The sequence below is a fragment of the Rhodococcus sp. KB6 genome (assembly GCF_001445685.1).
In the GTDB taxonomy this organism is placed as follows: domain Bacteria; phylum Actinomycetota; class Actinomycetes; order Mycobacteriales; family Mycobacteriaceae; genus Rhodococcus_F; species Rhodococcus_F qingshengii.
Map to the genome: position 1 here is coordinate 80,643 of NZ_LNAK01000156.1, position 20,587 is coordinate 101,229.

The 20,587-nt window shown below is 62.7% G+C and carries 19 protein-coding genes and 1 pseudogene; 9 read left to right on the forward strand and 11 right to left on the reverse strand.

Annotated features, from left to right (window positions below; genetic code table 11):
* Window positions 1-8: 8 nt before the first annotated feature.
* A complete protein-coding gene (locus ASU23_RS30500) occupies window positions 9-1,013 on the reverse strand; it encodes an ABC transporter substrate-binding protein (protein WP_050656902.1) in 1,005 nt (334 codons plus the stop codon).
* Between the two features lie 195 nt (window positions 1,014-1,208).
* On the opposite strand from ASU23_RS30500, the gene ASU23_RS30505 reads away from it, so the two are divergent.
* Genes ASU23_RS30505 through ASU23_RS30515 form a run of 3 tightly spaced genes read left to right on the forward strand, consistent with a single transcriptional unit; the run spans window position 1,209 to window position 3,229 of the window.
* Window positions 1,209-1,991, forward strand: coding sequence for an IclR family transcriptional regulator (locus ASU23_RS30505; RefSeq protein WP_003946023.1), 783 nt, complete (start codon window positions 1,209-1,211; stop codon window positions 1,989-1,991).
* Window positions 1,988-2,800: an alpha/beta fold hydrolase gene (locus ASU23_RS30510; RefSeq protein ID WP_050656903.1), complete on the forward strand. Its 813-nt coding sequence runs from the start codon at window positions 1,988-1,990 to the stop codon at window positions 2,798-2,800. The genes ASU23_RS30505 and ASU23_RS30510 overlap by 4 nt, the downstream gene beginning before the upstream one ends.
* A 42-nt stretch (window positions 2,801-2,842) precedes the next feature.
* A complete protein-coding gene (locus ASU23_RS30515) occupies window positions 2,843-3,229 on the forward strand; it encodes a RidA family protein (RefSeq protein ID WP_050656904.1) in 387 nt (128 codons plus the stop codon).
* Window positions 3,230-3,242: 13 nt separating this feature from the next.
* Here the strand turns inward: ASU23_RS30515 and ASU23_RS30520 are convergent, their stop codons facing one another.
* The 9 genes from ASU23_RS30520 to ASU23_RS30560 form a co-directional block, all read right to left on the reverse strand.
* Window positions 3,243-4,493, reverse strand: coding sequence for a reverse transcriptase family protein (locus ASU23_RS30520; protein ID WP_082661502.1), 1,251 nt, complete (start codon window positions 4,491-4,493; stop codon window positions 3,243-3,245).
* A gap of 240 nt (window positions 4,494-4,733) precedes the next feature.
* A complete protein-coding gene (locus tag ASU23_RS30525; RefSeq protein ID WP_054187226.1) occupies window positions 4,734-5,675 on the reverse strand; it encodes an ABC transporter substrate-binding protein in 942 nt (313 codons plus the stop codon).
* A 41-nt stretch (window positions 5,676-5,716) separates the two neighbouring features.
* The gene (locus tag ASU23_RS30530) at window positions 5,717-6,424 is read right to left on the reverse strand and encodes a class II aldolase/adducin family protein (protein WP_054187225.1); all 708 of its coding nucleotides are present in this window, start codon (window positions 6,422-6,424) and stop codon (window positions 5,717-5,719) included.
* Window positions 6,421-7,575 (reverse strand): LLM class flavin-dependent oxidoreductase, encoded by a 1,155-nt coding sequence (locus ASU23_RS30535; RefSeq protein ID WP_007735501.1) that lies wholly within the window; start codon window positions 7,573-7,575, stop codon window positions 6,421-6,423. Before ASU23_RS30535 ends, ASU23_RS30530 begins: the two co-directional genes overlap by 4 nt.
* The gene (locus ASU23_RS30540; protein WP_058039345.1) at window positions 7,572-8,681 is read right to left on the reverse strand and encodes an LLM class flavin-dependent oxidoreductase; all 1,110 of its coding nucleotides are present in this window, start codon (window positions 8,679-8,681) and stop codon (window positions 7,572-7,574) included. The genes ASU23_RS30535 and ASU23_RS30540 overlap by 4 nt, the downstream gene beginning before the upstream one ends.
* The gene (locus tag ASU23_RS30545) at window positions 8,678-9,718 is read right to left on the reverse strand and encodes an ABC transporter substrate-binding protein (protein WP_007735503.1); all 1,041 of its coding nucleotides are present in this window, start codon (window positions 9,716-9,718) and stop codon (window positions 8,678-8,680) included. Before ASU23_RS30545 ends, ASU23_RS30540 begins: the two co-directional genes overlap by 4 nt.
* Complete coding sequence (locus ASU23_RS30550; protein WP_030537943.1) at window positions 9,702-10,544, reverse strand: ABC transporter ATP-binding protein; 843 nt, start codon at window positions 10,542-10,544, stop codon at window positions 9,702-9,704. The genes ASU23_RS30545 and ASU23_RS30550 overlap by 17 nt, the downstream gene beginning before the upstream one ends.
* On the reverse strand, window positions 10,541-11,398 hold the full coding sequence (locus tag ASU23_RS30555; RefSeq protein ID WP_058039346.1) for an ABC transporter permease: 858 nt from the start codon (window positions 11,396-11,398) through the stop codon (window positions 10,541-10,543). Before ASU23_RS30555 ends, ASU23_RS30550 begins: the two co-directional genes overlap by 4 nt.
* 4 nt (window positions 11,399-11,402) lie before the next feature.
* Window positions 11,403-12,455, reverse strand: a complete 1,053-nt coding sequence (locus ASU23_RS30560; protein ID WP_058039347.1) for an NrtA/SsuA/CpmA family ABC transporter substrate-binding protein — start codon at window positions 12,453-12,455, stop codon at window positions 11,403-11,405.
* Between the two features lie 247 nt (window positions 12,456-12,702).
* On the opposite strand from ASU23_RS30560, the gene ASU23_RS30565 reads away from it, so the two are divergent.
* The 4 genes and pseudogenes from ASU23_RS30565 to ASU23_RS30580 all read left to right on the forward strand — a co-directional run bounded on the left by ASU23_RS30565 (window position 12,703) and on the right by ASU23_RS30580 (window position 16,149).
* Window positions 12,703-13,452: an IclR family transcriptional regulator gene (locus ASU23_RS30565; protein ID WP_058039380.1), complete on the forward strand. Its 750-nt coding sequence runs from the start codon at window positions 12,703-12,705 to the stop codon at window positions 13,450-13,452.
* A 118-nt stretch (window positions 13,453-13,570) separates the two neighbouring features.
* Window positions 13,571-14,041: an NfeD family protein gene (locus tag ASU23_RS30570; protein WP_007735511.1), complete on the forward strand. Its 471-nt coding sequence runs from the start codon at window positions 13,571-13,573 to the stop codon at window positions 14,039-14,041.
* Window positions 14,038-14,853 carry a slipin family protein gene (locus ASU23_RS30575; RefSeq protein WP_003946040.1) on the forward strand — a complete coding sequence of 272 codons (816 nt, stop codon included), beginning with the start codon at window positions 14,038-14,040 and terminating at the stop codon, window positions 14,851-14,853. The genes ASU23_RS30570 and ASU23_RS30575 overlap by 4 nt, the downstream gene beginning before the upstream one ends.
* A 58-nt stretch (window positions 14,854-14,911) precedes the next feature.
* A pseudogene (locus tag ASU23_RS30580) lies at window positions 14,912-16,149 on the forward strand (DUF222 domain-containing protein).
* 65 nt (window positions 16,150-16,214) lie between these two features.
* Here the strand turns inward: ASU23_RS30580 and ASU23_RS30585 are convergent.
* Window positions 16,215-16,922, reverse strand: a complete 708-nt coding sequence (locus ASU23_RS30585) for a pyridoxamine 5'-phosphate oxidase family protein (RefSeq protein WP_007735513.1) — start codon at window positions 16,920-16,922, stop codon at window positions 16,215-16,217.
* Between the two features lie 97 nt (window positions 16,923-17,019).
* Here ASU23_RS30585 and ASU23_RS30590 point away from each other — a divergent pair, with 97 nt between their 5' ends.
* Together ASU23_RS30590 and ASU23_RS30595 are read left to right on the forward strand one after the other, a co-directional pair.
* Window positions 17,020-18,405, forward strand: a complete 1,386-nt coding sequence (locus ASU23_RS30590) for a PLP-dependent aminotransferase family protein (protein ID WP_007735514.1) — start codon at window positions 17,020-17,022, stop codon at window positions 18,403-18,405.
* A gap of 59 nt (window positions 18,406-18,464) precedes the next feature.
* Window positions 18,465-20,582, forward strand: coding sequence for an FAD-dependent oxidoreductase (locus ASU23_RS30595; RefSeq protein ID WP_058039348.1), 2,118 nt, complete (start codon window positions 18,465-18,467; stop codon window positions 20,580-20,582).
* The last annotated feature ends 5 nt before the right edge of the window (window positions 20,583-20,587 follow it).

The window sequence follows — 20,587 nt, forward strand, 5'->3', positions numbered from 1 at the left end:
CGGACAACTCAGTTGGCCGGGGTCAGCAGGGATTCGGCCTCGACCGAATCCGTCAGTACCCCGTACTTGACCAGCAGTTCGATCTCCGTGCCGAGAGCACCCGGTTCCACTACTGCGACGAACTGAGGATTCTTGCTGTTGGCCAGCATTTCGAGCGGAATCTTGGCTTGTGTCGAGAGTGCAGCCTTGACCGCGCCCGGATTCTGATTGGCGTAGTCAACTGATTTGGCAAGCGCGGTACGGAATTTCGCGAGTGAGTCAGGGTTCGCATTGACAAACGATTCCGAAGCGACCAGCGAGGTCCCCGGTACACCGGGTGCGGCCAAGGGGAAGGGGTGGCCGAGGATCTTCAGCCCCGAGTCGGTTGCTTTACTCAGGAACGGATCGATGAGGAATGCCGCGTCGGCCCCGCCGGTGGAAACCAGGTCGCCGAGGTTGGGCATGGGCGCCTGAATGAACGAGACCTTGTTCGCTGCTCCGCCGGATTTCTCCACCGCGGCAGAGATGACTGCTTCGCTGACGGACTTCAAACCGCTGATCGCGACGGTCTTGCCTTCGAGGTCACGGAAGCCGCTGATGGAACTGTCCTTGGCGACCACGAGACCGGACTGGTCGACGCTGTCATTTGCGGCAAAATTCGTGAGCCCGCCGACAATGGTGACGGGCATGTTCTGGCTCCGTGCCTGAATTGCGGCAGCGGCAGTCGTGGCTGCCATATTTGCATTTCCGCTGAGCAACAACGGAATTTGAGCCGAGGAACTAGCGCCGCCCTCCACGAGTTGGATGTCGAGTCCCTCATCGGTGAAGTACCCCTGCTCCATGCCGAGCCAAATCGGTGCGAAGTCCGCGATCGGCTGAGGTGCGATTCGAATCGTGGTGGTCTGGGTGCCCCCGTCGTCGGAGGCCGTGGCGTCGCTCGAACAGCCTGTCAGTGCCAATGCCGCGGTCGCGACTGCGGCCAGGGCAACAACTCTGAACCGTGGTGTCGACCGAAGGGTAAGTCCAACCGTCATGTCCGAAAACCTCTCGCTGGGAAAGATATGACTTCCTTGCCGGTAATCCGGTGGGAAGGTGAAGACGCTCAAAGAATTCCGTACGCCGGAACGATTGTTGTGACTATAGTAATTTCCTAGGCGAATGCCAAGGGTTTTCCAAGAACACGAGATTTCGGATCGCCGGGTACATCCACGGCACCGGGAGGGGATCGGATGACGAAGGGTTCTGCGTCCGCCGTCGACAAAGCGCTGGATCTACTCGAGGCCATCGCGCGCTCGACCACGCCGATGAAGCTCAGCGAACTGGCAGAAGAAGTCGGGATGCTCCGCCCGACTGCGCACCGAGTGCTCGGAGAACTCGCGAACCGTGGTTGGGTCTTCCGCTACGACGGTCGCTATCTCCCCGGCCCGGCTGCACTGCAGGTTTCCCACGAAGCGGCAGCGCATTCGTTGGCGGCCTTGTGCGATCCGACCATGCGGGTGCTGTCCGAGAGCACGGACATGATGGTGAATCTGCAGGTTCTCGAGAGCGGCGGGACGCGGATCATCGCGGCGCTGCGTCCCGAGCGACTCAAGATGATCACTCGTATGCTCGGGGATCTGCTTCCGCCGCACCGGTTCGCGGGTCCGCTCGCGTTGGTGGCGGCACTCGAGGACAACACCCGGGCGCCCTACCTGGCGATGGTGGAGAAGAGTGGCTATCCACTGGAAGGACCCACCGGCTTTCTCGCCGACATCGCCGAGACGCAGAAAACCGGATTCGCCGTTGTCCACAAACGATCTCAGGACATCATCGGTTCGGTCTCGCGTGCAGTGTCTTCCCGCAAGGGGTCTCCGCTCTGTGCGTTGACGGTGATCGGTTTCGATACCGACTTCGATGCGAAAACGACGCGAATGGTCGAAGAACACCTGCTGCGGGCCACCGATGAAGTGCAGCAACTCCTCACTGACCACACTTCGGGCAAGCGCCCGTCCGACACAGGAGAACAAGGATGATTTCAAGGACCGAGGGCTTCATCACCGTCGCAGACGGCGAACGGGTCTGGTACGAGACTGCCGGCGAGGGCCCGGATCTGATTCTCACGCACGGTCTCGGCGGAAATGCGGCCGTCTGGTACCAGCAGGTGCCCTACTTCGCTCAGCACTATCGGGTGATCAGCTGGGATCAGCGAGGATTCGGCCGCTCTACCAACGAGAACGGCAACCACGGCCCGGTAGCGGCAGTCTCTGATCTGATCGAAATCATGGACCTGTTGGCGGTTGATCGAGCGCACGTGGTCGGCCAGTCGATGGGCGGTTGGGCCGCATTGGGGACCGCGATCGCTGTTCCGGACCGGGTGGAGTCGGTAGTCCTGGCCTGCACGACCGGCGGCATTCCCGTCGGATTCGGTCCGGACAGCGCACCTCCCCTCACCGCAGCACCCGTCACCGCGCGGCCCCTGGGGGAGCATCCCGCTGTGGGCGGACGGTTGCCGAGCTTGGACATGGCGAGGGCATACCTGTACCAAGCTCTCGGCACCTTCGGTCATCGCCCACCTGACACCGAGTTCTTCCGAATTCTCAAGGCCCACAACTACTCGCCGAGCGATCTTGCCGCGGTGACGGCGCCGGTTCTGCTGATCGCGGGTGAGCTGGACGATTTGATGACACCCGAGCGGATTCGCAGCGCCGCCGAGTTCCTGCCCCACGCCGAAGTGGTCGAACTTGCCGACCGCGGCCACTCCCCTTATTTCGAGGACCCACACGCGTGGAACGAGTTGGTGGCGCACTTCCTGGCCGATGTTCGTGCGCGCCCAGTGCGCTGAAACGCCAACTCGTCACGCATATTCTAACTCCGAGGAGATCTAATGGATTCATCTCAGACCGTCGAGTTCATCCCACCCGCTTTCGATACGCCGTTCTCCACCGGAGTGCGCGTCGGAGACGTTCTGTATCTGTCGGGTCAGATCGGCATGCTCCCGGACGGGACTTTGGCCGACGGCTTCGAAGCGCAGGCTCGTCAGACCATGGAGAACATCGTGGCTTCGCTGATCGCTTACGGTTCCGGCGTCGAAGCAATCTTCAAATGTACTGTCATGCTTGACGACATGTCTCGTTGGCAGGAGTTCAACAAGGTCTACCTCGAGTACTTCCCGGCGTCGAGACTGCCGGCCCGCAGTGCGTTCGGAACAGACGGACTGGCACTGGGTGCGCACATGGAAGTCGAATGCATGGCCTACACCCCGCGGTTCTGACTGCTCGCGGGCACTAACCGTCCCAATCCACACGTTCAGCCAGGCGCAGCAATGTGCGTCGGCGTGTAGTGCTGGTTTCGCCGATGTGCGCGATCCGGCCGTAGATGTGGGCGCGGAAGTTCTCCACGCCATCCCGATTCTGTTCCTGCGCAGAAGTGCTGGCGGCATTGTGCAGCAGGGCGCGCAAGCGATCGTAGTCGTCGCGCGGATACGAGGGTTGGTCGTTGATCACCAGCCCGGTGAGGTGTTGGCGTCGATGAGGGCGCATCACCTTGGTCTTTCGTGGATGGATGGCAAACCCTTCGTCCCTGGCGATCTGCTCGACCGTCCAGAGGAGGGTGCCGACGTCGGCTACTTCGATTCCAGAGAACGCGAGGTCGTCGGCGTATCGGGTGTAGGTGAGCCAGTTCGCTTGTGCGAGTCCACTCAAGCGGATGTCGAGTTTGCGTGCGACGAGATTCGCCAGTGCAGGCGAAGTTGGCGCGCCTTGCGGAAGATGCGCGGTGCGTAGCTGTGATGCCTGTGCATACGGAAGGCCGCGCAGGGTATCGGCAGGTGTTGCAACAGTGCACAATCCGGTGAGAACACCTGCCACTGCGGGTGGATAGCCGAGGGCTGTGAAGACGGCGTGAACGCGGCTGCCGCTGATCGAGGGGAAGAACTGCGCGAGGTCGACGCCGATCACGATTTCCGACTGTGCGTGCGGCGCTGCAAAAGTCAGAGGGCTTCGACCACGGACAAATCCGTGTGCCGCGTCGTGCGGGGGCACCAGGTCGAGGATGCGGCGCAGGATCTTCCGCTGAATTTCGCGCAATCGGGGTTTCGGTACCTCGAGGAGGCGAGCGCCGGCCTTCTTGCTGATCTGCATCGGCCGGTAGTGGCGTAGCGGTCGGGGTTTCGTGCGGAGCCATTCCCCTCGGTCGGCGAACCACTCGAGTTCGGAGATCGTCAGATCCAGTGAACGAGCCAGGTCCACACTGGTGTTGTAGCGGGGAACGTCGAACCGCCACACCGAGGTTTCATTGGTGTCCAGTGAGAGAGGAACAGGCCGCAGGCGAGGTAGTTCGCGAAGCAATCGATACAGAGTCTGCGGTTCGAACGGTGGAGCGGGCATGAGGTCGAGAACGCGCACGGCCAGGAGCGTCGGGGAAACGTCGAAGACGGTTCCGAATGCCTCCTCGAGGCCGCTGAGGGTCCACGGAGCGTCAGCGGCCGCAACGGCCAGACGACGCGCCAACTCGGGATCGAGCTCGAAGTCACGCATGATTCGACTCCGGGATGCGACGGGGCGGGGTGACCAAATCCTTTGTCCGGTGCGGCGGCAAGCACGCGGAGCGTGCCGAACGCCGGTGGACGCAGTATCCAATTCTTCTGGCCGACCCAGGGGTTACCCCTGAGACTGGTCGCGTGGACCAACTCTCACCCACGCGCCGCCGCATTCCTTCACAATGGCAGACCGTTCGGTATCTGTCACGTGTGAAGCGGATCTGTCAGGAGTGGGTCCTCAGATCGACGAACGATCCGAACCGACGAACTCGCTGATCCACGGCACGACTGCTTCGCGGACGGTGACTGCCTTCGGCAGTAGTCCGTTGCTCAGCAGGAGATCGGCCGCGCGCTGCTGCTCGTCCAGGAACTCGTCGGTGACAGGGTTGACACCGAAAGGACGTCCGCGCAGTGCAGCTTCCCAGGCATCGAGGCTCGCGGACCCGCCACGCTTCTCGACGTCGTCGACGAAGACCTGGGCGGCTTCGCGGGGGTTGGCTTCGATCCAGGCGTCGGATTCCTGCAGGGCCTCGATGATCGCCTGGAGGGCCTCCGGGTTGGTATCCGCGAAATCGCGCCGGGTGAACCACAGTGAGGGGTGGCTGAAGAGTCCGTCGGTGGCGATCAGCGTGCGCAGTTCGTGGTTCGCTTCGATGTCCGTCAGCCCCGGGTACGCGCCAACCCAGGCATCGATGGTGCCGTCGACGAGGTCCGCTCCACCACCGCGTACGTCGGTGTCGACAGGGACGATGTCGGACCAGGTCAGCCCCGCCTGATCCAAGGCGAACAACAAAAGTGTGGTCTGCCACGATCCGTGCGCGATGCCGACGCGCTTGCCACGCAGGTCCTCAACCGTGTTGATCTCGGACTCTGCCTTGACTACCAGGCGCCCGTTCTCCACGCGGGGGCCGGAGATTCCGATGTAGACGAGATCGCGGCCCTGGGCCAATCCGGTGACGGGCGGCGTGAATCCGGTTCCGATCACGTCGTATCCGCCCTCCTCGAACAGCCAGTCCGAGTGCAGGGTCGGCAAGGCGTTTTCCGGGTTCACTGCAGGCTTGGCGGGAAGCTCACGCAGGTCCACCCACTCGACATCGGGGAGACGGCGTTCGAGGAATCCGGTGTGGCGCAGTACGAACAGCGAATTGTTGTGTGGGAAGTATCCGACGCGAACGGTCATGAGATCTACGGTTTCCTGTTCTGAATCAGTGATGGGGGTGGCTAGATGAGGCCGCGTCGACGCGCCTCGTCGGCGAGTCCGCTACGGCCCCACTGCACGACGAGGTTGGATGGATCGAATTCAACCGAACCGCCGAGGGATTCGGCGATCGCCTGGAACTGGGCGCCTTCCTCGAGGAGGACGACGAACTTCGCGAGGTCGAGCAACCCGCTGCGGCCGATGACGTTGACCCCGCCGTTGGCTTCGAAGATCGCCACCAGATCGGGATCGTGTTCGAGACGCTCGAGAATGAAATCGCCTGCAGAACGGGACCGATCGATGTGCGGCGGAATCTCTCGGGAGAGCGTCAGCCTCTGCGAAGCCGCATAGCGGATGGGTAGCGTCCGATGTGTCTGTGCCCAACCGCCGAGCCACGGTGTGTGGATGTGGACAACGCTGGTGATTTCCGGATGCTGACGGAAGACCGATGCGTAGCCGGTGACAAATCCGGCCGATCCGTTGCCGGACAGCACCTCTCCATCGAAGGTGGCGACAACCGGTGACACCGACGGATCGTTCGCCCACGGTCCCGGATCGTTCAGGGCGACCGCGATTTCGGTGCCGGGTACTCGTTCGACGAAGTTGACGGTCCCGTTGGCTGCAACCGTTCCGGTCTTGCGGAAGACGTCGAATGCCTTGTCTGCTGCTTTGCGAGCTTCTTCGACGAATGCTGCGGTTTCGGTGTCGAGTCGAGTTTCGGTGGTGGTCATCGAGTCTCCAGTCCAGAAGGTGTGATCGGGGTGCGCTGCAGGAGGGGAAGAACTTCTTCGCCGACGCGGTATGCCTCTTCGAGATGCGGGTTACCGGCGAGGATGAAGGCGTCGACGCCCAGTTCGCGCAGCTCGTCGAGTCTTTCGGCGACCTGCTCGTAACTGCCGACCAGTCCGAACGCCGGTCCGCCGCGGATGAGGCTGAAGCCGCACCACACGTTGGGTTGCACTTCCAGATCTCGGTAGCCGGTGATGTGTTCGGGTACCCAGCCTTTGATGCGGGCGGCGCCCACCGAGTCACCCTGGGCTGCACGGTCGGCGGCCCCCTTGTCGACGAAGGCCCAGCCTTTCTCGATCTCGGCCCACGCGGCTTCTTCGGTGTGCCGGGCTACGACGTCGATGCGTACGGCGAATTTCGGCGTGCGTCCCAGTTTGGCTGAGTTCTCCCGCACTCCGTCGATCTTGGCTCTCAGATCGGCGTACGGCTCCAGCCAGGAAAGGTAGTAATCGGAGTGCAGTCCGGCGGCGGCGACGGCTGCGGCCGAAGATCCGGAGAAGTACACCTCGGGAAACGGTTGGCCGGCCAGTCCGGTTGGCAGTGCGGCGCCGTGGGTTTGGAAGAAGCGACCGTCGAAGTCGAAAGGTTCGCCGTCCCACACACCCTTGAGGACATCGAGGAATTCGGACGTCCTGGTGTAGCGATCGTCGTGGTCGACTTTGTCGCCCCACCACAGCTGAGGCGCTCCGCCTCCACCACTGATGATGTTGTAAACCAGACGTCCGCCGGTTGCTCGCTGCAGACTGGCCGACATCCGCGCTGCCTGTACCGGGTGAAGGAACCCCGGTTGGAACGCAACCATGAAACGGTAGGTGGTGGTCTCGGCGGCCAACGCTGCTGCGGTCGCCCACGGATCCTCGGTCATCGGGAAAGACGGCAGCAGTCCACCGAGGAACCCTGCGGACTCGGAAGCCTTTGCCACCGCTGCCATGTGGTCGATGTAGCTGTATCCGTCCAATTCGCCGCCGCGGATCGCGGGAGCAATGTTGCCCGGCCCGTATCCACCGGCATCGCCGCGGTTGTAGCGACGCGGAGTACGCAGCGACGCGTGGTCGCCTTCCATCCCGATCCGCCAGTAGAAATCGATGCTCATGCGGTGGCCTTCTCTTCTGTGGTGGCCTTCTCTTCCTTGCGAATCCGACCCTCGGGATCGACCAGGTGCAGGAGATGCTCGCCCGCCCGGTGCAACTCTTCGATGTGTGGCCGACCGGACAGGACGAAACCGTCCACGCCGAGATCGCGATACGACGACAATCGCTGCGCCACTTCCTCGTAGCTTCCGACGAGGCCGATACTGTGCTCGTAGCCGATGCGGTCGAATCCGGACCACAGGATGCCGCCACGATCGATCTCGAGTGCCGCGGAATCGGATTCTCTCAGTTGCCGTTCGACGCGAGCCCAGGCTTCGTCGGCTGTTTCCCTCGCGATGATCGGGATGCGCAGGACCTTCTCGACGGTCCTGCCGAGTTCGGATGCTCGGTCGTCGAGGGTGGTGATCCGTGTCGACAACTCGTCGCCGGCAAGGGTGAACTGATGGACATCGGCATGGTGGGCCGAGAGTTCCAGAGCTTCCGGTGAGTCTCCGGTCAGATGTACTCGGGGAAAACGGAGTCCCGACAAGATGCCTCGGAATCCGCCGCCGAGTACGTCGTAGTATTCGCCGTCGAAGTCGTAACCCGTGCCGCCGAATCCGCCAGGGAGAATCTGCTCCTCGTTCCATACGCCACGGGCGACGGTCAGGAACTCCGCGGCGCGCGCGTAGCGGTCGGCTCCTCGAACCACGTCGCCGCGAGCAGCGGCGTCTTCGGGGTCCGTCTCTACCTTCACTCGCCATTCGAGACGACCTGCCGACAGGCGCTGAAGTGTCGCCGACATTTTGGCGGCGTAGACGGGGGTGCCGAAAGTGGGGTGAAACTCCACGACCACTCGCGAATGACGCGTCTGACGTAGGGCGGCGGCAGCAACGGTCCAGGATTCTTCGCCATTCGGATCGTACGGTGCGACAACGCCGTCGACGCCCGACAGTTCGGCTGCGAGAACGATCTGTGCCAATTCGTCGAAGGGCCCGAAGTTTCCGGGGCGAACATCGGTCGCGACGGTAGTCGGTCGCTGTGGCCCGAAGCCGCCGCGACTGTTCAGCGCGGCCACGGCCCGGCGTCCGTCACCGCGCGAGGGCAGCTCCCAGTAGACGTCCGTCATTCTGCTGTGCCCTTCTGCGCAACAAGGTTGCGTGCCTGTTCCAGTGGTTCGTGCGCCACCCAGGACTGCAGGTCGAAGTCGGCGGCAAGGAAGCCGTGCGCATACAGGAATTGCTTCTGCACCCCGAGCAGGTCCACACGCTCGTCAGACAGGCTCAGATGCAGTCCGGTGTGGAAGTTCTCGCCGTATGCTGCCACCACACCTTCGGGCCCCGACTGTGTTTCGGTTTGCAGAACGGCTCGGACCTCGTCGATGTTGGCCGCGGCCCAGTCCGCCGCTCTCAGGCTCTCGGCAAGGAAACCCACGACGATGTCCGGGCGCTGTTCGAGTAGATCGGCGTGAACCGTGATCGGTCGTGGGGTGCCGTTGTTGACGCGATCACGCAGGGAAGCAGTGGAATCGAGATCGACGGCCACCGCGAGACCGTGTTCGCGGGCAACTTCCTGGGCTCGGGCGCCCTTGACGTAGATTGCGTCGACGTCGCCGCGTAGCAGGGATTCGACGCCCCACGTCGTGTTGCGGGTGGACGAGGCGGTGCGGACCTCGGGGGCCGCCGTCGTCGCAACCTCGACGAGAGTGACGTCGGCAAAACTCAACTCGCCGAGTCGAAGTGCGGAGGCGAAGCCGTGCAGGGCCATGGCACGAGGAAAGCTCCTGGCCTGATCTGCCGCCCAGGCCGGGATGCCGATCCGAGCGCCTGCCAGAAGACCGGCTTCTCGGATGTCGGAGTCTCCGCGCACCAGGATTGCCTGGGCCTCGTCGATCCAGGTGAGCCCGATGAGCCTCGTCGGAGAACCACTGGCACGCGCGGCCAGTGCGGGGACGTTGCCGCCTTCGCGAATGAGTCCGGAGAGGTGGTGATCGAAATGGCGCACTGCCAATTCCGGTCCGGCATCTTGCAGTACGCCGAAACGCACTCCGGATTCGTTTGCCGTCCGGTCGAGCCAACCGAGACTGTTGGCGAGGCCGCTGGCGGTGGGAACGGGGCAGCGGGTGTACCAGAGTGTGTCGATTGCGGAATCAGCGATCAATGTCATGACTGTCCTGTCCGTCGGGGAAGGTGCGACCGACGCCGAGTTCCTTCAGGAAACTCGCTCGGTAGCGCAGAGATTCGGGATCGTTCCGATCGCGGGGGCGTGGCAGGTCGATGTCGACGTCCACGGCAAACCCGCCCTTGTCGAGGATGAGCACACGGTCGGCAAGTCGTACGGCTTCGTCGACGTCGTGCGTGACGAGCAGTACTGCCGGACGGTGGCGGGCGACCAGATCGCCTACCAGGTCTTGCATTTGGAGCCGTGTCAGAGCGTCGAGGGCTGCGAACGGTTCGTCGAGTAGCAGCAGTTCAGGTTCACGGACGAGAGCGCGCGCCAATGCGACGCGTTGGGCCTCGCCGCCGGAGAGGGTGGCCGGCCAGGCGCGGTGCTTGTCCGCGAGGTTGACCTCGGCGAGTGCGTTGCGTGCATTGTCGGTCACCTGACGTGACCGTTTCTGTCCGACTGTGACATTGGCCAGAACTCGCTTCGACGGTATCAATCGCGGTTCCTGGTAGACGACCGTGCGGTCGCGTGGGACCAGCACATCACCGCTGTCCGGTGCTTCCAAACCGGAAAGCACTCGCAGCAGGGTCGTCTTGCCGGTACCGCTGGGGCCGAGGAGAACGACGAACTCGCCGCGCGTGATCTCGAGGTCGATACCACCTAGAACAGTCTTGTCACCGAACGACTTACGCACTCCGGTGAGCGAGACCGCTACCGGTGATCCGGCACGTCGCTCGGCCGCGGTGGTGCCGGTCCGCTCACGGGCTGCCAACGGCGGCAGAGGTGCTTCGGTGGATGGCAGCGAGCCGATGGTTGTATTCGTCATCGCGCCACCGACAATCTCCGCCACGGCATGGAGTACCGCTCGATCAGTCTGACGATTGCGTCGAAGATGAGTCCCAGTGCCGCGTACATGACGATGCACAGAACCATGTAGTCGGTGCGGTTGTATTCCTGCGCCAGGGTGACCAGATATCCGATGCCCTCACGTGTGCCGACCTGCTCGGCGGCGATCAATCCGGTGATGCTGAGCGACAGGCAGATTCGAAGCCCCATCAGAACACCGGGGAGGGCGGTCGGAAGAATTGCTCCGAACACCAGTCGCCAACCCGTCAGGCCGAAACCTTGTGCCGCTTCCACCATCTTGCGATCGACTCCGCGCACTCCCAGGTAGGTGTACGCGTACATGGGGGCGACGGTCGCGACGGCGATCAGGACTACCTTGAAGGTTTCGTCGATACCGAACCAGGCGATGAACAACGGAACGAGCGCGAGGAACGGAACCGCGCGGTTGATCTGCATGGTCGAGTCGATCAGTTCTTCGCCGAGCGAGGAGAGACCGGACAGAACCCCGAGCACCAATCCGACGATCACACCGACCGAAACACCGAGTGCGGCACGTTGAAGCGACGCGAGACCGAAGTCGACCAACTGACCCGACTGGTACAGCTCGGCGAATGCCGTCCACACCGCCGGAGGTCCGGCCAGGACCTCTTCGCGGATCAGTCCGGTAGCGGATCCGATCCACCATCCGGCAACCAGCAGCGCGGGCACGAGGAAGCGGAGTGGGATCGAGACCCACTTGGGCCTGCTGCGATTGCGGCGGTAGCGGGGCGTTTCGAGTTGCGGATGCTCCACTGACGGCGACGCAGTTCGTGCGGGCCGGGTCAGCGTCACCATCGGGTCACTTCCCCTCGGTGGTGGGTGCTGCCGCTGCCGAACCTGCCACAGCACCCTGGAGGTCGAAGATCACGTCACTGCCCTTGATCGGCTGCTGGATCACCTTGTTGTCGGCGAACAACGTGGAGATCGATTCGAGGTCGGTAGCGTCGGCTGCAGTCGGGTAGCGGAAGTTGGTGATCTGGCCGCCCAGGGTGATCGCGTCGTCGAGTCGCTGTCCGGAGAGTGCGCGCGGACCGGTCTGTTCGAAGACGTTCTCGAATGCTGCCGGGTCGGCCTGCTGCTTCGCGGTGAGTTCCTGGGTGACCTCGAGGAACTTCTGGACTACCTCGGGATGCGCTTCGAGTACTGCGGTGCGGCCGGCGATGATGGTGCTGTCCACGGAGTCGATGCTCGCCTCGGTTGCGATCTCGACCGCGCCCTTGGCCTTGGCCTCCTGATACGGAATCAGGAACGATGCCCACGCGTCGACCTGCCCGGTGGAGAACGCCGACGCCGCGTCAGCCTGTTGCAGCGGAACACGTTCGACGGAATCGATCGGCACTCCGGCCTGTGTCAGAGCCTTGAGCGTGATGTACTCGCCCTTGCCTGCAGGGTTGACGGCAATGCGCTTGCCGGCCAGATCTGCGACGGTCTTGATGCCGGACTCCGGAGTGGCGATGATGCCGGCCTGGTCCTTGTTGTACGGGTCGGACGTGGCGAAGATGCGGACACCCACGTCCTTGGACAGTGCGCCGACGACGGGACTGTATGCGCCGGTTTGGATGTCGAGTTCACCGCTGTTGAAGAGTTTGAGGTTGGAGCTGAATCCCGGTGTGGTCTTGACCCATTCGATCTTCGCGCCCAGCGGTGCCAGCGCCTCGTCGTAGGTTCCGTCACGCTTGCCGACGGCGATGGCACCGGAGTTTCCGGGATCGAAAACTTTGAGCGTGAAGTCGGCGCTGGAATTGCCTGCGGCGCTGTTGGAATCGGAAGACCCACACGCCACCGCCAACCCGGCCAGCGGGATCATGGCGAGCGCAGCGGCAGCTCGTGGCAGTCGGCGGAAGCGGGACATGTATGTGGCTCCTTCAGGCGTTGAATCGTCAGAACTGACGACGATGACGCTATTGGGTGCTTGTCCGTTTTACCCCCGTTTGTTTTCTGGAGATTGGAAATCTTGACAACATCGGAAGTCTGTTCATCTGGGCTTTTGCAGGTCCACGTTCGGTTCCTTTCCATCTGATGGAAAGGATGGCCGGACTGCTGGGTCCGTGTTAGCGTCCGATTCTCAGGTCGATCAGGCCACAGCGAAAGGATCGTTCGTGACGGACGCACGCGGCGCGGGAGTTCAGACGGTAACCCGTGCCCTGACCATGCTCACATGTTTTCGCAGTGGCGAAGAACTGGGAGTCTCGGAAGTTGCGCGGCGACAAGAGCTTGCGGTCAGCACCACGCATCGATTGCTGCAGTCGCTCGTCGACGCGGGATTTCTCGAGAAGGACGACGCAACCAGTCGGTATCGCATCGGCGCGGCGCTGGCGGCTTACGGACAGGTCTCCTACCGGCAGCATCGGATCTATCTGTCCGAGCCCTATTTGGAGCAATTGGCCGCGACGACAGGAGCATCCGCTTCCCTGGCAGTGCGAAGCGGAAGTGAGGTGGTGTTGCTCGGATTCAGTCGGTGGCGCGAGGCCGACGGGCACGTGCTGCAGGGTGTCCGCCTTCCCTTGCATGCGAGCGCACTGGGGAAAGCCTTTCTGGCTTGGTCCGATGTCGACGATTCCGAGCTGGCTGCGCTGCCACGTGAAGCGACCACTCAGCGTGCGATCACCGATGTCGCCGGTATCCGCCGGGAACTGGAACTGACTCGTGAGCGAGGATACGGATTCAACGACGAGGAGTTGACCCCGGATTTCCGAACGATCGGAATTCCGATAATCGATGGATCTGGCACTGTGCGTTACGCTCTCGGGCTTCGTGGTCCGGTCGAGCTGATGATCGACGAACGGATTCCGTTCCTCGCGGATCTTGCCAAGGTGACTACACGACAGATCGGTGAGGTCCTTCTCTGACGTGATGTGAAAGCGCTTGTGGCAGATCCGGCCGAACGTGATTACCGTTGAAGTCGAGGGCGCGATCGCACAATGGCTACGCGACGTGACCGCGTCCTCGCGAGCGTGGAGACGAGTGATGACGACGATCGGTGTCGTTGCCCTGTTGCTGGGCGTCCTGTTGATCGTGGTCGAGGCGCATGCCCCAACCGCGGGGGTGCTCGGTGCGCTTGGAGCACTCATGATCGGTGCCGGCGTGTGGATGCTCTTCACGTCCGACGGTATCGGGCAATTGATCGCGATCCCGGTGACGGCGGGGGTCGCGGTAGTCGGCCTGGGCGTGGTGGCGGTAGCGAGTCGAAAAGCGCTTACCGCGCGCCGCGCTCCCGTGCGTACGGGGACGGAATCTCTTGTCGGCTCGGACGCGACCGTTCGCAGTTGGACCGGTGCGCAGGGTCAGGTCGAGCTCGACGGCGGATTATGGCGTGCTCGAATGGAATTCGGGTACGACGATTCTGTGCCCGCCGTGGGCGAATCCGTCGTCGTAGAGCAGGTTCGAGGCCTGACTCTGAAAGTGCGCCGTCGTGAACCGTGGGAGCTGCCGCTATGACCACCGTGCTTGTCGTGTTGTCCGTGTTTGTCGTGCTGATTGCAGTCCTTGTGGGCATGTCGGTGAGAGTTCTGCGCGAGTACGAGCGCGCGGTGGTGTTCCGCCTCGGTCGACTGATCACCTTGAAGGGTCCTGGTCTGGTGATTCTGGTGCCGGCGATCGATCGCATGGAGCGGGTCAGTCTGCGAACCGTCACGCTGAAGATACCGGTCCAAGAAGTGATTACCCGCGACAACGTTCCTGTGAAGGTCACCGCCGTCACGTACTTTCGGGTCGTCGACGCTGACCGTTCGATAGTCGAAGTCGAGGATTTTCTGGCCGCCACCTCACAGATCGCCCAGACCACACTGCGCTCCATCCTCGGTAAAGCTGAGCTGGACTCGCTGCTATCCGAACGTGAACGCCTCAACGAGGATCTGCAGAAAGTCATCGACCAGCAGACCGAACCGTGGGGCGTCAAGGTCACGACCGTCGAGATCAAGGACGTCGAGATTCCGGCCAACATGCAGCGCGCCATCGCCAGGCAAGCAGAGGCCGAACGAGAGCGGCGAGCCAAGATCATCAACGCCGACGCCGAGTTTCAGGCTTCGGCCAAGCTCGCCGAGGCGGCCGAGGTGATCAGCCGCAATCCGACCACCCTGCAGTTGCGATATCTGCAGACACTTCATGAGATCGGTAGCGAGAACAACTCCACCGTTGTCTTCCCCTTGCCGCTGGATCTTGTCCGGCCCTTTATCGGTGGCGGAGTTGCGGCAACTCCCGCGACCCAAGAACCTGCCCGTTTCGCCTGGAATGCGAAAGTTGTTGATTAGCATCTAGTTTCGGTTATCCGCCCCTGTATTCGAAACTATGTTCGATTAGACTTTCGGCATGGACAGTCGGGATGCATGGCAACTGGATAGCGAGGACCTCAAGAGTGAGGTCCTGGATCTGGTGCGCGCCCGGCACGAATTGCAGTCGCGGATGGTGTTGCTGATCGTGGAGATGTTTTCCCGGGAGGTTCTCGGCGGGAAGGGTTTTCGGGCGATCGCACAGTGGTTGCACGGGTCGACGAATCTGGAGATCGGTGAGTGCAGCCTGCTGGTCGGCTTGGCGCGGTTGTTGATGCTCGAACCGGTTGTGGGCGATGCGTTTCATCGTGGTGACGTTGATGCGTTGAAAGCCCGTCAGGTGGCGTCGTTTTGTCAGCATCCGCCGAAGAACATGACCCTGGCGGATGTGGACAAGCTCGCGGGATCCTGTTGGGTTTGGCGTCGAAGAACATTGCGGATTGTGATGCGGTGCGGGCGGCGATCCGGCGGATCGAGAAGCAGTACGGCAAGCGTGAGGACGGTGTTCCGGTGGGTGAGGATTCGGAGCGTAACGAGTTCTATGCCTCGAAAGGTTTGTACGGGCGTGTGTCGGTGAAGGGTGATTTGGATGCGGTGAACGGGGCCCGGTTGATCACGTTGTTGTCGAGTCTGTCGGCGCCGACGCCGGAGAAGGACGGTGTCAAGGACACGCGTACGCCGGCGCTGCGGCGGGCGGACGGGTTCTGCGAGTTGTTGCGGCGGTACGAGCGGGCGGGGTCGGGTCCGATCGAGGGCGGGGTGAAACCGCACATCACGGTGACCGCGTCGGCAAAAGATATGACGGACCTTAAAGTTCTGAAAGACCTCCTGCCGTCCACTGAGGAGTTGGGGTTCGCGTGGACGGATTGGGTGGGCCCGATCAGTATCGATACCGCCCGGATGTTGGCGTGCGACTGCACCGTGACGCGAATTTTGTTGGATGAGAATGGTGTTCCGCTCGACTGCGGTAAGGAAGCGAGAACGGCGACTGTTCCGCAGCGGCGGGCGTTGGCGGTTCGTGATGGTGGGTGTGCGTTTCCGGGGTGCGGGACACCGTCGGGGTGGTGCGATGCCCACCATATTGTTCATTGGAACGATGGTGGCCCAACGGATCTCGATAATCTGGTCTTGTTGTGTGGTCATCATCATCGGACGCTGCACCACACCGAATGGCGGGTGGAGATCGAGCCGGATCGGAAGACAGTGTTCTATCCACCGATGTCGATCGACCCGTATCAACAGCCGATCGGCGGGAACAGCCCACCCACAGCAGCCTGAACGGGCGCAACTGAATACGTACACACCGGGGCTTAGCCATGCCCCGGTGTGTACGGCGTGTGCGGTCAGAGCATCGTCGAGATATGGTCCGGCAGCGCGACACCGGAGTCGAGATCCTCGGACGGGATCGGTTCACCGAAGTGCGTAGCTGCGGGAACTACTCCAGCCCAAACGGTTTCGATACCGATGTCGGCGGCATCGTCACCGGGGCCGCCGGTGCGAGCCTTGACGGAAGCCTCGTACAACGGCAGCGCAAGAACGATGGTTGCCACCATTTCCTTGCGCGTGTGATCCCGCAAGTGTTGGGAACGTCCGGGAACCACCTGGTCGACGATCAGATTCAAAGCCTTCACGCGTTCGTCGCCGTCGGTCACGACTCGAGGTGATCCGATGATGACGCCGCTGCGGTAGTTCATCGAGTGGTGGAAGCCCGACCGAGCCAACACGAGCCCGTCGAGGATCGTGATGGTGATGCAGATTTCGCTGTCGGGAGCCAAGCTCCGTGAAGCGACTGAACCGTGAACATAAATAGATCCGCCGCGGTCGGGGCCGTCGAGGTCGAACCCGTAGGCGGTGGGAAACACCATGGGAACTCCGCCGACGGTCACACCCATGTGGCACAGCTTCGCGGACTGCAAGACGTCGACGAGTGCCGCGCGTTCTGCGACGCCGTGGTGGCGGGCGCGCTTGTGCGTCGTACGTGCTGTCGGGGACAGCGGAACAGGTGCAGTGGGGGCAGGAGCAGGGGCAGCAAAGACAACGGAATCTGTCATGCAGACAATGCTGGTGGCAAAGTGGCTTCAAGTCATGGTCCAATCAGTGGAGACTTCGATAGGCCACTTCGATTTGCCACTTCCGGGAGGGTTCTGAATGTTTCTGCCTTCGGCGGTAGCCGTGGTCCTCGATCGGACAGATCGGCGGGCGCTCCCGGTCCAGATTGCCGACCACCTGAGAGCTGATATCCGCAGTGGTAAGGCGGCAGTGGGTCTGAGGTTACCCAGTTCCCGGAAGCTGGCGGCGGAGCTCGAGGTGGCGCGGGGCGTCGTGGAACGGGCGTATGAGCAGTTGATCGCCGAGGGTTGGCTTGTCGCTGTGCACGGCTCAGGCACCTTCGTTGCCGAGGCGCCCTCTCCCGCGCCCTCTCCCACGACTACACCGAAGAAGGCCGCCGACAAGATGTCACCCAGAGTGCAGCTCCGGCCGGGCGTGCCGTGGACGCCGCCGCGTGCATCGGCAGCGTGGCGGCGGGCGTGGCGTGACGTCGGGTCCAAACCGCCACCTTTCGAGGATCCCGATCCTGCGGGTGACTACGAATTGCGTTCGGCACTATCGGAATTGCTGGCAAGAGCCCGCGGAATGTCGGTTGAACCCGAGAGAATCCTGATCACCTCAGGTGCCACGCATGGTCTCGGCCTCGCCCTGTCGGCTCTGCGTACCCGTGGTGCTGTTCTGGCGATGGAAGATCCCGGATACCGGTATGCGTCCTCGGCCGCTACAGCCTGTGGATGGTCGCTGCTCGACGTGCCCGTCGACGCTCATGGTCTCTGTGTCGACCAACTCGAAACTGCGTCGGAGAGCGTCCGTGGCGTGTATGTGACACCGTCCCATCAGTATCCGACGGGTGGGCTGCTTCCGGTAGGTCGGCGCAACCAGTTGATCGAGTTCGCCCGCGTCCGCGACGTCGTCCTGTTCGAGGACGACTACGACTCCGAATTCCGTTACGACGTAGCGCCTTTGCCTGCGCTTGCCCAGTTGGCTCCTGATCGGGTGGTGTATCTCGGAACAGTTGCAAAGACGCTCGGCGCCGGAATTCGTTTGGGCTGGTTGGTAGCTCCCCTCGACCTGGTCGACCGCATAGCAGTACACCGCCAGCGAATCGGCGACTTCCCGTCGGTTCCGCTGCAGCAAGCACTCCTGTCCCTGCTCCGTGACGGCGAATGGGATCGAGCGGTGCGTACCGCCCGGCGCAGGTACCGGGAGCGTGATCGGGCGGTCGAGGAAGCGCTGTCATCGTTCGGTGAACTGCGGGGTCTCGGCGCCGGCATGCACACGACGCTCATGCTCGACGCGGATCTGGCAGCCACCGTCGCTCGCGAGGCACTTGAACACGGCGTCGAAGTGCCCACCCTGGTCGAGTCCACCCGAACGCACGGAGACCCCGGCGGATTGGTCATCGGCTACGGGCGAGTGGAATCCGCGGACCTCGAATATGCGCTCGAGGTGATAGCCGAGTGCCTCGCACGTCACAGCGCTTGAAGTCTCGTTGATCGGGAGTGCGGCAACGGATGGGCGTGGTCCGGTTCTAGCGTCTGCTCGTGACGATCCGAAGCCAGACCTTTCCGCACCTGCTCGCACCAGGCACCATCGGCCCGATGACCGTGCCCAATCGCGTGGTTCTCCCTGCGATGGACATGAACCTGTGTGAAGACGGGGAAATCGAAAAGGGCGACATCGACCACTTCGTGGCGCGTGCAGCTGGTGGAACGGGTCTGATCATCACCGGTTGCTGCGCTGTTGCGTATCCGCTGGGCTGCACCAGCCGCAAGGAACCGGGGCTTTCGGAAGACCGGTTCATCCCCGGTCTCAAGGCGTTGGCCGACGCAGTCCACGACGCAGGCAGCAAGCTCTGTGTGCAGATGACACACCACGGCAAGGTGGCGCGCATCGATACCCTCGACGGCCGACCGCAGTTGGTCCCGTCCACGCCGAAGCCGCCGGGTGACATGAGCGCGATGGCCGATTGCACGCCCGAAGAACTGGGCAAGATGGCTGCCATCAACGAGGGCAAGAGGGCTACGTACCACGAGGCAACCGAGGAAGATCTTGATTGGCTGGTCCGCATGTTCGCCGAGGCTGCCGGACGGGTGAAGGCGGCGGGCGGCGACGCCGTCGAGATTCACTGTGCCCACAACTACGTCCTCGGAGCGTTCCTGAGTCGGTACACGAATCAGCGCAGCGACGAGTACGGAGGTTCCATGGAGAACCGTGCTCGCCTCGCTTGTGAGGTCATTCGGGCGGTCAAGGAGGAGGTCGGTGGTGCGCTTGCCGTCATCGTGCGTCTGGCCGGTCAAGAGTACGGCGAAACCGACGGGCTGACGGTCGACGAGGCTGCTGCGGCCGCGAAGATGTTCGAAGAGGCCGGAGCTGACGCCATTCATGTCACCGGTACCGCGCTGAATGCTTTTGCCAACTTCACCGACGGACCACTGCCCGACAAGGTCGGCTACTACACCGACAATGCAACGCGAATCAAGCAGGCGATATCGATCCCCGTGATCACCGTCGGACGTATGCTCCCCGAGGTCGGCGAGAAGATGATCGCGGAAGGTCGCACGGACTTCGCCGCAATGGGCCGTCAGCTCCTGGCCGATCCACAGCTGGTGAACAAACTCAAAGACGGTGTACCCGAGCGGGTTCGGCCTTGCATCAATTGCTACGTCTGCGTGCAGGAGAACTTCTGGGACGAGACCCCGCTGTGCGCGGTGAACCCTGCCCTGGGCAACGAAGCGCTGCTCCCCTTCGTTCGGACCAGCACTCCGAAACACGTTGTTGTGGTCGGAGCGGGCCCCGGTGGTCTCGAAACGGCTCGCGTGGCCGCTGAACGTGGGCACCGAGTCACGGTGTTGGACAAATCCGATCGCCTCGGCGGCACCCTGTGGTTCTCGAGCCTCACTACCCCGGACAACGGGCGTCTGCTCAGCTGGTTGAAAGTGGAAATCGAGCGTCTCGGTGTCGATGTTCGACTGAAGACCGAAGCCTCGGTTGCTTCGATCCGGGCACTGAACCCCGACGCCGTAGTCGTGGCCACCGGTGCGGTTCGTGAGCGGCCTAGCGTTCCGGGCGGTGATCTCCCGCACGTGCACACCGGTGATTCGTTGCGCGCGTTGATGACCGGAGCGGGAGACGTCTCACAGGTACCGCCGTTCCTGCGGACGATGGCCAAGTTGGGCAAGCTGTCCGGTATCACCAAGAGCCCCGCGGCGATCCGAGCTGTGACCCGCAAGTTCCTGCCCATGGGTAAGGACGTTGTCGTGATCGGTGGTTCGCTTGTCGGACTCGAGCTTGCGGAGTTCCTGGCCGAGCGAGGTCGCACTGTGACGCTGATCGAAGAAGGCCAGCAGTTGGGCATTCCGATGGCGATGCCGCGCCGCTGGACGGCGGTGCGCCACGCCAAGCATGTCGGTGTGAACATTCACCGCAATTCAACGGTGCAGCGCATCACCAAGGAGCACGTCGAATTCCGTTCCGGTGAAAAGACACTGACCGCTCCGGCCGACATGGTTGTCGTCGCCTCGGGAGTGTCGGCGCAGGCGCCACTGGCCGATTCTCTGATCGGCGTCGTCTCCGACGTGCACGTGGTCGGTGACGCGGTGAACGTCGACTACATCGAGGGCGCGATGCACACGGCGTGGAAAGTCGCGATGGATCTGTAGTTCAG